The organism is Marinomonas ostreistagni, assembly GCF_016888445.1.
In the GTDB taxonomy this organism is placed as follows: Bacteria; Pseudomonadota; Gammaproteobacteria; order Pseudomonadales; family Marinomonadaceae; genus Marinomonas; species Marinomonas ostreistagni.
Genome location: NZ_JAFEKF010000001.1, coordinates 531,161 through 544,280 on the forward strand (window position 1 = coordinate 531,161; position 13,120 = coordinate 544,280).

10 protein-coding genes are annotated in these 13,120 nt (G+C 49.1%); all 10 read left to right on the forward strand.

All coding sequences use genetic code 11. The features are described 5' to 3' along the window. Positions 1-11 precede the first annotated feature (11 nt). The 10 genes from gorA to JQX58_RS02560 all read left to right on the forward strand — a co-directional run bounded on the left by gorA (position 12) and on the right by JQX58_RS02560 (position 13,105). Entirely contained in the window at positions 12-1,370 is a 1,359-nt protein-coding gene (gorA, locus tag JQX58_RS02515) for a glutathione-disulfide reductase (RefSeq protein ID WP_204145241.1), read from the forward strand. 58 nt (positions 1,371-1,428) lie between these two features. After that, on the forward strand, positions 1,429-2,898 hold the full coding sequence (locus JQX58_RS02520) for an aminoacyl-histidine dipeptidase (RefSeq protein ID WP_204145242.1): 1,470 nt from the start codon (positions 1,429-1,431) through the stop codon (positions 2,896-2,898). A 3-nt stretch (positions 2,899-2,901) separates the two neighbouring features. Then, complete coding sequence (locus tag JQX58_RS02525; protein WP_204145243.1) at positions 2,902-3,654, forward strand: 2Fe-2S iron-sulfur cluster-binding protein; 753 nt, start codon at positions 2,902-2,904, stop codon at positions 3,652-3,654. 41 nt (positions 3,655-3,695) lie between these two features. After that, positions 3,696-4,844 carry an exonuclease SbcCD subunit D C-terminal domain-containing protein gene (locus tag JQX58_RS02530; protein ID WP_239090125.1) on the forward strand — a complete coding sequence of 383 codons (1,149 nt, stop codon included), beginning with the start codon at positions 3,696-3,698 and terminating at the stop codon, positions 4,842-4,844. Further along, complete coding sequence (locus JQX58_RS02535; RefSeq protein ID WP_204145245.1) at positions 4,841-8,506, forward strand: AAA family ATPase; 3,666 nt, start codon at positions 4,841-4,843, stop codon at positions 8,504-8,506. The genes JQX58_RS02530 and JQX58_RS02535 overlap by 4 nt, the downstream gene beginning before the upstream one ends. Positions 8,507-8,772: 266 nt before the next feature. Next, positions 8,773-9,501, forward strand: a complete 729-nt coding sequence (gene minC / locus JQX58_RS02540; protein WP_204145246.1) for a septum site-determining protein MinC — start codon at positions 8,773-8,775, stop codon at positions 9,499-9,501. A gap of 47 nt (positions 9,502-9,548) precedes the next feature. Continuing rightward, on the forward strand, positions 9,549-10,358 hold the full coding sequence (gene minD, locus JQX58_RS02545; RefSeq protein ID WP_204145247.1) for a septum site-determining protein MinD: 810 nt from the start codon (positions 9,549-9,551) through the stop codon (positions 10,356-10,358). 1 nt (position 10,359) lies between these two features. Further along, complete coding sequence (gene minE, locus JQX58_RS02550) at positions 10,360-10,614, forward strand: cell division topological specificity factor MinE (RefSeq protein ID WP_204145248.1); 255 nt, start codon at positions 10,360-10,362, stop codon at positions 10,612-10,614. A gap of 129 nt (positions 10,615-10,743) precedes the next feature. Continuing rightward, complete coding sequence (locus JQX58_RS02555; protein ID WP_204145249.1) at positions 10,744-11,931, forward strand: cytochrome-c peroxidase; 1,188 nt, start codon at positions 10,744-10,746, stop codon at positions 11,929-11,931. 121 nt (positions 11,932-12,052) lie between these two features. Then, positions 12,053-13,105 (forward strand): aldo/keto reductase, encoded by a 1,053-nt coding sequence (locus JQX58_RS02560; RefSeq protein WP_204145250.1) that lies wholly within the window; start codon positions 12,053-12,055, stop codon positions 13,103-13,105. Positions 13,106-13,120: the final 15 nt, after the last annotated feature.

Sequence of the window (13,120 nt, forward strand, 5' to 3'; positions counted from 1 at the left end):
AAGGGGTCAACATGAGTTACCAATATGATCTATTTGTGATCGGAGCAGGTTCCGGTGGTGTACGTGCCAGTCGTGTAGCGGCGTCTAAGGGATTTAAAGTAGGCGTTGCGGAAGCGTCGGCGTTAGGTGGTACCTGCGTCAATATTGGTTGTGTGCCGAAAAAGCTATTTGTCTACGGCTCAGAATTTTCGCATGTGGCACAACAGGCTAAAGGCTATGGTTGGTCATTTGAGCCACATACGTTTGATTGGCAAACTCTGCGTGACAACAAAACCAAAGAAATTGAACGTCTTAATGGTATTTACCAAAATCTTTTAGAAAATCCTGGTGTCACTATTCATCGAGGTTACGGTGAGTTGGTAGATGCGCATACGGTTAAAGTGGGTGACGAGACGATTAGCGCAGAGCGCATCTTGATCGCGGTCGGCGCAAAGCCATTTGTACCAGAATTCCCAGGTAATGATTTGGTGCTAGTGTCCGATGATATGTTCTTCTTGGAGCAGCTGCCTGAGTCCATATTGGTCGTGGGCGGCGGTTATATTGCAGTGGAGTTCGCCGGTATCTGCAATGGCTTAGGCGTTAAGACAACCTTGGCATACCGTGGCGATAAACTGCTGCGTGGCTTTGATGACGATGTACGTGATTTTGCTAGCCAAGAGTACCAGCGTAATGGTGTGGATGTGCAACTAGAAACCGATGTGGCGCGCATTGAAGAATACCAAGGTCAGCGTAAAGTCTTCTTTAAAGATGGCAGTGAGCAGGTCTTTGGCGCAGTGCTGTACGCTACAGGACGCGTGCCTAATACTGACCAGCTGAATCTTGCTGCCGCCGGCGTTGAGACCGATGATAAAGGCGCTATCAAAATTAATAAACGCTACCAGAGCTCGACGGAGAGCGTTTATGCTATCGGCGATGTCACAGACGGCATTCAGCTTACGCCAGTTGCGATCAAAGAAGCGATGGCACTTATAGGCTACTGGTTTGATGGCATTGAGCCGAATTTTGATTATGACAATATCCCAACAGCGGTGTTCTCACAGCCAGCGATTGGTACAGTCGGCCTTAGCGAGCAAGAAGCTGATCTGCGTGGTTATGACATTGACGTCTACCAAACTGACTTCAGGGCAATGAAACATACCTTAACAGGTTCGCAAGAGCGTTGTTTCATGAAGTTGATTGTGGATCGCGCTACCGACAAAGTGCTCGGGGCGCACATGGTTGGCGACTACGCAGGTGAAATCATCCAAGGCTTAGGTATCGCAGTCAAAGCCGGTGCTACCAAGGCAGACTTTGATAGTACAGTTGGCGTGCATCCGACCAGTGCCGAAGAGTTTGTCACCTTTTCCGCAGGCGCCTTGAAAAAACGCTAAACTTAGGCTTTTAGCCAAAGCACTGGGCGTATCAGTCCAGTGCTTGGTAGGAGTGACAATGAATACCTGGTTAGAGTCGTTAACCCCCGTCGCCATCTGGCGCCACTTTCGCTTATTGTGCGATACCCCAAGACCTTCCTATCATGAGCAAGCGCTTAGACAGCGATTACAAGACTGGGCCCATGAGCTTGGGCTTGAAGCATTTGTCTGTAGCGCTGGCAATTTAATCATCAAAAAGCCTGCAACCCCTGGGATGGAAGACCGAGCGACGACGGTGCTACAAGGCCATTTGGATATGGTGGCGCAACAGGAGGCTCAGGTTCAGCACGATTTCTTAACGGACCCCATCGAGACCTATGAACGCGATGGTTGGGTGCATGCACGGGGAACCACACTTGGCGCGGATAATGGCATCGGTGTCGCGGCAATATTAGCGGTGCTGGAAGCCGATGATTTGGCTCATGGGCCGCTCGAAGCATTATTTACCATCGAAGAAGAAACCAGCTTGCGCGGCGCAGCTCAGCTTGAACCTGGCTTACTGCAGGGTAAAAGATTATTGAATCTTGACTCTGAAGATCGTGGTGATGTCTACATTGGCTGTGCTGGCGGCATTGATATCAACGCGCAAGCAGAGTTTCTGCAGCAGCCGATCGATACAGATCATAAAGCGCTAAAGATTAGCATTGAGGGCCTAACGGGTGGTCATTCAGGCTTGGATATTCATAAAGGGCGCGCTAATGCCAATGTCTTACTGGTGCGTTTGTTGGCGACTATGGCACAAAGCATTACGTTTGGCTTATGTGAGCTTAAAGGTGGCACATTGCGCAATGCGATTGCTCGTGACGCCTATGCCGTGATCAGTTTCGCAGCGCAAGAAGAGGCAGCCGTAATCGGTGTGCTGGATCATCATCGTCGCCTTTTTCAGCATGAATTCAAAGACACAGACCCTGGTCTAGACATCACCGTTCAAGACACTAGTTTGGTGCCGTCGCTGCCTCCGCTTGAGCAAGCCTCATTGCTCAACACGCTGTTAAGTCTGCCAAATGGCGTGTTACGGATGTCGCCTACACTTGCTGATGTGACCGAAACGTCTTGTAATTTTGGCGTGGTAGAGCTGGTAGCCGAAGATCAGCATTTGCATTTTTCAGTGTGCTTGCTGGCCCGCTCGCTGGTGGATTCCCAAACGCACTACATGGCGCAGCGCGTGCAAGCGCCGCTGACCATGCTCGGCTGTACCGTGGCCTTAGAAAATGCCTATCCTGGTTGGCAGCCTGAGCCTGAAGCGGGCTTGTTGCAGCAATTTAAACAGGTGCACAAAGATGTCTTGGGTACAGCACCAAATGTTAAGGTGATTCATGCTGGGCTTGAGTGCGGTATCATTGGTGCGAAATACCCAGGTATGGAAATGGTGTCCTTTGGCCCTAATATTCGCGGCGCTCATTCACCCTCAGAACGGCTCGAGATTGCCTCCGTGAGTGACTTTTGGTCCTTGTTGGTCGCATTGTTAGCCGCCACGCCTAAGGCTTAGAGAATGCAAAACGTACCGTCTGTCACCATTACGCTTGATGAGCAACGCTATACTTTGGACGCGCAGGAAAACTTGTTGCAAGGTTTATTGAAACGCGGCGCCATGATCAATCATAGCTGCTTGGCCGGTGTATGTCGCAGTTGTCGTTTATATGACGCCAAAACGCAAGCACCACTGCTCAGCTGCCAAACTCAAGTCAGTGACCCGCTGACTTTGGTAAGTCAGCCAGAGCGGCGCTACGATCTTGCGGTGGATCACTACCATGTCGCCCCTTTGTCTGATAAATGGCAGTGGATCGATGCTACGACACCTTTTTCCTTAGAACTGGCACAACCTGTGTTGTGGCAGTGTGGAGCGCGCCAAGGCCGAGCATTTCAGTGTGCAGCCAATCATGAAAGTGTGCAGTTTGCTCTACCCAGTGATATCGATTTGACACGAACCACTTTGAAGCTGGCCGATACTCGCGCACGCTTTTCTTTGGATCCTAGCGCACAAGCGATTGTGATCTGTGATGATGTATGTCTTACCATTGCACAGGCCTTTCAAGAGAGCCTAGCTGAGCTGGGGATTGCTGCCACGGATCAAGTGTATGCACTTCACGCAGAACAGCCCTATGCTGCGCTTAATTTTAAGCGTTTTGACTATGCTTTTATCATCTCTTCTACTGCGGTAAGTCTGACCTCTATTGAGCAATGGCTACAGAACAACCGTGTGCGAGTCGAACAGCCAACCTATCTTACTTTTGCAGATCAATGAAACTTTTACATACTTCTGACTGGCACTTAGGCCAGAATTTCATGGGCAAAAGTCGCCTTGAAGAACACCAGCGTTTTATCGCTTGGCTGGAGCAAACCGTATCGGAACAGCAGATTGAATGTGTCATTTTGGCGGGAGATGTGTTTGATACCTCAACCCCTGCAAGTTACGCCCGTGAGCTTTACCACGATTGCGTCATTCGCCTTAATAAGCTCAACTGTCAGTTTATCGTCGTGGCGGGTAATCATGATTCCGTCAGTGTGCTGAATGAGAGCAAACGCTTGCTTGCTAAGCTTAGTACCTATGTGGTGACAGAGCCTGCTTGGCAACATCCAAATGACGCAATCATTGCATTGACGGATGTTCATGGGGAGCTAGCGGCAGTCGTATGTGCCATTCCTTTTTTACGGCCGCGAGATATGGTGCGCTATGAAGCCGGTCAGTCTGGTGCCGACAAACAGTTAAATCTCGCTGAGCAAATCAAGCGCTATTACCAGCAGCAATTTGAATGCGCGCAAGCTCAAGCCAAGAATGTGCCAATTATCGGTACTGGGCATCTCACCATGGTAGGTGGTGAGACAACGGATTCGGTGCGAGATATTTATGTCGGTACCCTTGAATCATTGCCGCCAAGCATGTTGCCAGAGTTTGATTATCTGGCACTTGGGCACATACATAAGCCTATGCCAATTGGTGTTAAGCACCATTGGCGCTACTCAGGCTCGCCGTTGGCGATGAGCTTTGATGAAGCCAATGGTCCCAAGTCTGTTTGTATCTTTGACACGATTACACGAGAAGTCGAGCGCATCACAGTGCCAGCGTTTCGTCAGTTAATCACCCTTAGTGGTTCGCGCAAGCAGTTGTTAGAACAGGTGGAAGCCCTAGACGATCAGCAAGAGTTAGCGCTTTGGTTAGATCTGACCGTGACCGAAGACATTAATTTGGGTCCTTTTCAAGAGCAATTAGGAGAGCTGTGCGCACAGCGTAATATGGAGGTCGTCAAAGTGCAGCGCAGTCGTAAAACTGCAAATTTATTTGCAGGGACGGGGGAGACGGCGACCTTAGAAGACATTCGCCCTGAAGACGTATTTGAGCGCTTATTAGTGGAGAAAGAGGTCGAGCCTGAACGTGCTAAAACGTTAACCCAGTTATTTAAAGAGTTAGCGTACGAGCAGGAGGAAGAGGTATGAAAATCTGCTCTTTGCGTTTTGAAAACTTAAACTCCCTAAAAGGGAAATGGCATATCGACTTCGAAGCCGAACCCTTCAAGGATGCAGGTATCTTTGCCATCACCGGGCCGACTGGGGCAGGTAAATCCACCTTGCTCGATGCGATCTGTTTGGCTCTCTACCATCAGACGCCACGAGTAAACGTGTCCCAATCGGCCAATGATGTAATGACAAGGCACACAGCGTATTGTGCTGCTGAGGTGGTGTTTGAAGTTAAAGGCCAGCGTTACATCGCCTTTTGGGAGCAAAAGCGTGCCCGCAATAAAGCCGATGGTAATCTGCAGCCGATTCAATGTAGTTTGAGTTTGTTTGACGGCACCATTGTCGCGGATAAGGTGGCGCATAAACTCAGCCAAGTAGCGGATATTACCGGCTTGGATTTTGCGCGATTTACACGTTCAATGATGCTGGCGCAAGGTGGCTTTGCGGCGTTTTTGAATGCCAAGACCGATGAGCGTGCAGAGTTATTAGAAGAGTTAACCGGTACCGAGATTTATGCCCAAATCTCACGCCAGATATTCGAACGGCACCGTGAACAAAAAGCCCACATCAAAACCTTAGAATCAGTGCAAGCAAGTCAGCAGTTGATGGATGATGATGCTTGGCAAGCCTTGCAAGCAAAGCGAGAAGACGCTGAACAACGCCAAGCGACTGAGCAGGCTTATCTTAGTGACCTGCAAACCGTCGCACAGTGGTATGAGCAACAGGAACGCTTGCAGCAATCTTTGACTCAGCAAATGCAGCAAAAGCAGCAAGCAATAGCGCATTTAGCGGATATCGAAGCGGACAACCTGCGTCTAAAAAAAGCTTATGAAGCACGCCGAATTGAGCCAGAGTATCAAGCTAAAATCGCCGCCGAAGAAACCCTGTTAAACGAGCAAAATCGTGCGCAATCGCTTAGCCAAACTTATGCTCAAGCTGAGCAGTATACGGCAACCCTGCAAGATGCGCTCAATCATGCTGAGCAACATTTGGCGGATTGTCAGCAAGTGCAAACGAGCTTTGAAGACGCGGCGCAAACGACTTGGTTACCACTGGAAACACGTATAGCCAGTTGCACGCAAGCGCTGTCCGAAATTCAGCAGCGCGTTGGCGATAGCCAGCGGCAAGCAGAGCAGCTCACTCAAGAGTTACAGCGCTTAACGCAGCAACAGCAACAGCTAGAGCAGCAGCGCCAGCAGTATAATGCCGCCCTAGAGCGCTGGCAGGACGGTGCTAAAGCAATTGCCCAAAAAGAAAAGTGGCAACTGCAAGCTGACTCAATCACTGCCCTGCGGGCGCGTCAAAGCGAGCTTGAACAGCTACGCACGCAAGGTGAGCAAGACCACACCCAAGCGCTGGAGCAACAAGCACAGCAACAACTGCGTACTACCGAGTTAGAATCACAATACCAAGCTCAGATCACACGACTGAATACTATTGATCTTAAAATAGACGAGCTGTTAAAAGGCGAGACTTACTCGACATGGTTGGACAATTTTGAGACACAATCACAACAATATACGCGGTGCCAGCAGCAATTGCAGGCAGCAGAGCGCTATCAGCAGTGGCAGCAAACTAAGCAAGAGTACGACACTCAATATCAGACACTGCGACAGCAAGCAGATGAAGTGAATGATGGTATTGTCGCCAAAGAGTCCGATTTAGCGCAATTGCATCAGCGTATAGAAGATTTAGCGCAGCGCATTCAATTACAGCAACGAGTGGCGATCTTGGAGCAAGAGCGAGCTCAATTACAGTCCGGGATTCCTTGTGTGCTGTGTGGGTCCAAAGATCATGATTTGGCCAATGTCACCGCTCTCGCTCAAGACGATTCTTTGTCCGAGCGACTGGAGCGATATCAGACCGACCTTAAGCAACAGCAACAGGGATTGCATCAAGCACAGCAGACTCTTGCTCGACTTAATGGCCGAATTGAGTTGCTGCAAACACAACAGACCGCTCATGATGCAATGCTAACGCAATGGCAAAGCGAGTGGCCGCAAGTATTAGCCCCTGACTTTAGCCTAGAGGACGCACGTACTTCGCTTACATGGCTAGAGCAGCAGATAGCGCAAGCGAAACACATACAAAGATCGTATCAGCAACTCGATGCTGAGCGTCGTGATGTTACGCAAGCCTACAATCAAGCGGCGCAAGCGTTGCACCAAGAGCAGTTGTTGCTGCAGCAATATAATCAACAGGTTGCGCAACTGGCTCAGCAGCGTAGTGATCAAAGCCAGCAGATCGAGGCGGCGCAGCGACAAGCACAGCAGACCACGGATGCGTTACAACAATCTATTGCCGCGTTAACTCATGACGCAGACTTGCTTGAGCAGGTGCCGCACAATATTGAGGCTGTTAGTGCAGCGCTAGAGGCGTGGCAAATTGCGGATCAAAGCGTACAGCAATTGGCTCAGCAAGCCGAGCACTGTCAATGGCGCCTGGATCAAGTCACGCAACAACAGCAAGCGCTTAGTCAGCAGCTTGCACAACAGCAGGCTGAGCTGACAGATCAGCAAGCCGAGTTGGATACGTTGCGACAGCGTTATGACACAGGATTGTCGGGTAAAACGGTACAGCAACATCGCCAACAGCATAACCAAAATGTGCAGGCAGCAAGGGCCGCTAAAGAGTCGGCTGGAGCAAGGTTGACACAGCATGCAATAGAGCAAACTCAGATCGCGACACGACTAGAATCTGCTCAAGCACACATCGAACAGGCGCAACAAACCTTGACTGAACAACTTGGTGTCTGGAGTAGTGCTTTGCAGACCTCTGGTTTTGACAGTGAGGCCGATTGGAGCCTAGCACGGCTGAATGAAGAGGAGCTTGAGCGCTTGGCACAGCAGAAACTTACCGCTGACAACGCGCTGCAAAACATTGAGGCCTTGTTGGCGCAAACGCAGCAGCACATTACCGCCCACCAGCTGCAATTTGAGCAACTGCCAAAGTTAGAGAGTTTTGACAATCTTACGACGCTGCAGCAAATCATCGATACGCATCAAGCTCAGTATCAAGCGTTATTAGTGGAGCTTGGACAGCTTGCTGAACGTATTGAGACGGAGCAGAAAAAGCGTGCACGTAATCAAACCATGTTGCAGGACATTGCCGAGCAAAAAGCGGCCTTTGTTTGGTTGGATGACCTGAATGGTTTAATTGGCTCGGCGGATGGTGCTCGATTTAGGCGCTATGCTCAAAGTGTTACGTTGGACCATTTAGTATGGCTGGCGAATCGCCACCTAGAAGTTTTGCATGGCCGATATCAGCTGCAGCGCCAAGCAGGGGAAGGATTACATCTAGAAGTAGTGGATCGCTGGCAGGGAGATAGTCACCGCGATACCAAAACCTTATCGGGTGGTGAGTCCTTTTTGGTGAGTTTGGCGCTGGCGGTCTCTTTGTCTGATTTGGTGTCTCACAAAACGTCGATTGATTCACTCTTTTTAGATGAGGGTTTTGGTACCCTTGATAGTGAAACTCTAGACATTGCTTTGGATGCCTTGGACCGATTAAATAGTCGCGGTAAAACCATTGGTGTGATCAGTCATGTGGAAGCCCTTAAGGAGCGAATTCCAGTGCAGCTTAAGGTGCATAAACAAGCGGGATTGGGCGTTTCGACGTTGGCGCGTGAGTTTCGTGCCTAGATAAGACTATCACGGACTGAGTTTTCCCCAGCTTTACGGGCACAACCTTGTAAATAAGTTGTAAAAGTTAAATAAAATCAGCTGTTTGTGTGTTTGATCTAAATTGCACAACAGAGGGGGCTGGGGCACAATAAATCCAGATTAATGTGTTTGTTTTAAGATCTATTGCTTCAATTCCGAGTGTATATTGTTAGAATAACAGGCCGCATTAGAAAATCGTTTAAGACGATTTCTACCGCATTGATTTAATTAAGGAAATTCTTTAGATGTCAGATAATGACTTTCGTCTCAAAGGGAGTGTCGTCACCACAGTACTGCTCGAAGTACGAACCCCCAATGTAGATCAAATCGAATTAGGCCTGAAAGAAAAAATTGCGCAAGTGCCGCAGTTTTTTGATCAAGTGCCGCTGATTATCGACATAAGCGCCTGTGTCGCAGATATTACATTAGAGCTCATGCAAACATTGTTTGATCGCTGTCGTACGCTCGGTTTGGCAGTGATTGGTTGGCGTTGTGCTCAGGACAACATCCCAGCGTGGCGTTTTGACTGCCCGCTGCCGCTGTTGCCCAATGCTAATAGTCGTAGCATTAGCGCCAAAGCGCCGCCTGCAGCGCCGAACAAAGATCCTGATGTGGTGATTAAGACAGTTGTCGAAGAGATCGAAGTGTCGCAACCCACTAAAATCGTGACCAAGCCAGTTCGCTCAGGGCAGCAGATTTATGCGCCGGGTGATTTAGTGGTGATGTCGCAAGTCAGTGCGGGGGCAGAAGTATTGGCAGAAGGAAATATTCATGTTTACGGCGCTTTGCGAGGCCGTGCCTTAGCAGGGGTAAAAGGTAACGCCGAAGCAAGAGTATTTTGTAAAAGCTTAGAGGCTGAGCTGGTTGCCATCGCTGGCAATTTTATGTTGAGCGATGCCCTGCAAAAAATCATTTGGAAAGATGCCGCGCAAGTGCTATTAGTGGATGATACGTTGGAAATCGCCCCACTATAAGTAAGTTAGGGCAAAGGCTATAAGAATTTAGTTTGGGGGATAAATAGTTGGCTAAAATTATCGTCGTCACCTCCGGTAAAGGTGGGGTAGGCAAAACAACTTCTAGTGCTGCTATCGGTACTGGGTTAGCGTTAAAAGGTTACAAAACCGCGATCATCGACTTTGATGTGGGTTTGCGTAATCTTGATTTGATTATGGGTTGTGAGCGTCGTGTGGTGTACGATTTTGTCAACGTGATCAATGGTGAAGCGTCTTTGACGCAAGCGCTGATCAAAGACAAGCGCACCAAAGATTTGTACATTCTGCCGGCGTCACAAACCCGCGACAAAGACGCTCTGACTCACGAAGGGGTTGAGAAAATCTTAACCGAAATGTCGCAAGAGTTTGATTACATCGTGTGTGACTCACCTGCAGGTATTGAGCGTGGTGCACAGATGGCATTGTATTTTGCTGACGTTGCGATTGTTGCGACCAACCCTGAAGTGTCATCCGTGCGTGACTCGGATCGTATTCTAGGTATTTTGCAAAGCAAGAGTCGTCGTGCCGAGCGTGGCGAAGCGCCGATTGAAGAGCATCTGCTGTTGACGCGCTACAATCCTGAGCGCGTTTCCGAAGGTGAGATGCTGAGTGTGGCCGATGTGGAAGAGATTCTAGCCATTCCATTGCTGGGTGTGATTCCAGAGTCAGAGGCGGTATTGAAAGCGTCTAACCAAGGTACGCCTGTGATTTTGGATAACGATGCGGTGGCCGGCCAAGCATACGCGGATGCAGTGGATCGACTATTGGGCGAAGAGCGCCCGTTGCGTTTCACTGATATTCAAAAGAAAGGATTCTTCAAACGTCTACTGGGGGGCTAACGTGGGCATTTTTGAGTTTTTCAAAAGCAAAAAAGAGCCGAGTTCAGCATCGGTAGCAAAAGACCGTCTACAAATTATTGTGGCGCACGAACGCAGCCAGCGAACTCAGCCAGATTACTTGCCGCAAATGCAGCAAGAAATCATTGATGTGATTCGTAAATACGTTCAAGTGGAATCTGATGATGTGCAGATTCAGCTGGACAACACCGACGATTGCTCGGTGCTGGAGCTAAATGTTACTTTGCCTGAAAAATAAGCGGTAGAGTACGGCGCTGATAAGGGTTTGATGACGCTTATCAGCGTTTCCTATTAAGTTTGATTCTCATTTATTTACGAGCTTTCTGATTAAGGTGTATCATACGGCCTTCTGTTGTAAGGGTGGCTTATGAAACGCACTGTCTCTTCTTTTTCTCTCATTGCTGTTCTAGCGTTGGCGGGCTGTAGTCAAGGTCCACAAGAGCTAGCCATTGAATCCTCATCCGCTGATCGTAAGCAAGACTTACCGGTCGCCTTGGACCATCCTAAGGCGCAACTGGGTAGCCAGCTGTTTTTTGATGTAAACCTTTCCAAGCATCGTAATCAGTCGTGTGCGAGCTGTCATGACATCGGTCGTGCGTTTACGGATGGGCGTCAGGCGGTTGATTTGGGCGCAGTATCATTAGGAAGTGATGATCACTCCCACGGCGAGCGCAATACGCCGACTGCGAGCTACGCTGCACTGACACCAGCATTTCATAAAATGGCAAATGGCGAATACCGTGGTGGCCAATTTTTAGATGGCCGTGCGGCAAACTTAGCCGAGCAGGCGGGTGGGCCTTTTGTGAATCCAGTGGAAATGCAGATGGACAGTGAGGCGGCTGTGGTCAGTCGCGTGCTAGAAAATCCAGCCTATCAAGCCATGTTTGAAAAGCTTTACGGTGAAGATATCTGGGAGCAGAAAGATAAGGCGTTCAATGCTGTGACCGATGCCATTGCGCATTTTGAGCAAACTGAATTATTTATGCCGTTTGACTCAAAATATGATCGTGTCATGCGTGGCGAAGACACTTTTACGCCTGAGGAAGAGTTGGGGCGTACTTTATTCTTCTCGCAACAGTTCACTAACTGTAATTCTTGCCATCAGCTCAACTCGTCACCTTTTGCCGAGCGTGAGACGTTTACCAATTACGAGTACCGCAATATCGGTGTGCCAGCGAACCCCGAATTGGCATTAGCGACCCAAGATGAAGGTTTGTTTGATAATCCGTTGGTGGAGGATCCTGCTCAGCGTGGTAAATTCAAAGTGCCGACTCTGCGTAATGTGGCGGTCACAGGTCCTTACATGCATAACGGGGTGTTTAAAGATTTACGCACAGTGGTGTTGTTCTATGATCAATACAATAACCCAATGCGCAAGATTAACCCTGAAACAGGCGAGCCTTGGGCGCCAGCAGAGGTGCCTGAAAATATTGATTTAGAAACATTAGAGATCGGTCCGCCACTGGAAAATCGTCGCGTGGATGCCATTGTGGCGTTTCTTAAGACCCTGACTGATAAGCGTTACGAGCCACTTTTAGACGCGCAACAGAACTAACCCTCCCGCCCGCCTTAAGCGCGCCAGCCTGCACATTGTTTCCCAGTGCTAGGCTGGCATTGTTTAGCCCGATTCATTACATTCGTAGAGTTATAGTAAACTCTGAAAGGAATGTATGTACATGAAATACAGTCAATTAGGTCGTACTGGGATTGATGTCTCACGTGTTTGTCTTGGCTCGATGACATGGGGCAAACAAAACAACCAAAAAGATGCTGATCAGCAAATCGAATACGCTTTAGAGCAGGGCGTTAATTTTATCGATACGGCTGAAATGTATGCCATTCCGCCAACCCCTGATACGTATGGCAAAACTGAAGCGATCATCGGTGACTGGTTGTCACGCAACGAGCAGCGCCGTGAGGATGTTGTATTGGCGACAAAAATTGCGGGTAATGGCTTGTCTTGGGTGCGTGATGGCGGTGATGTCACGGCTGAGGCTGTGTTGGCTGCGGTTGAAGATTCGCTAAAGCGCTTGCAGACTGATTACATCGATCTCTATCAAATCCATTGGCCTAATCGCACGTCACCGCATTTCGCCAAGCATTGGCCAGGTCGTCTAACGTTTTCGGAGGTAGATGCGACCCAGCAGTCCGCGCAGATGTTGGAAATTTTACAGGCGCTGGATGAGTGTGTGAAAGCAGGTAAGATTCGTCACTTCGGCTTATCTAATGAAACACCATGGGGTATTAATGAATACGTACGCCTAAGTGAGCAGCACGGTTTGCCGCGTGTGGCATCGATTCAGAACGAATTCAGCTTGTTGCATGCTAAAGACTGGCCTTACCTGATTGAAAACTGTATCCACCAAGATGTGGCTTATTTGCCTTGGTCACCTTTGGCGGCAGGTGCTTTATCAGGCAAATACTTGGATGGTGCGCGTCCAGAGGGCGCGCGTTGGACGATGGTGCAGCGTAATGGTTTGTTCCGTGATACAGAGGCTGCGAACGCCGCGATCAAAGCGTATAAGGATATTGCTCAAGCGCACGGCTTAACGGCTTCGCAATTGGCTTTGGCGTGGGTGGATCAAGTAGATGGTGTTACATCCACTATCATTGGTGCGACCAAGCTTGCGCAGCTTGAGGAAGATATTAAAGCGTTTGATGTGCGGTTAAGTGATGAGGTGTTAGAGCAGGTAGGGCAGGTATTTAGGCAGTACCCTTCACCTTACTAACAGCTATATTGAGGT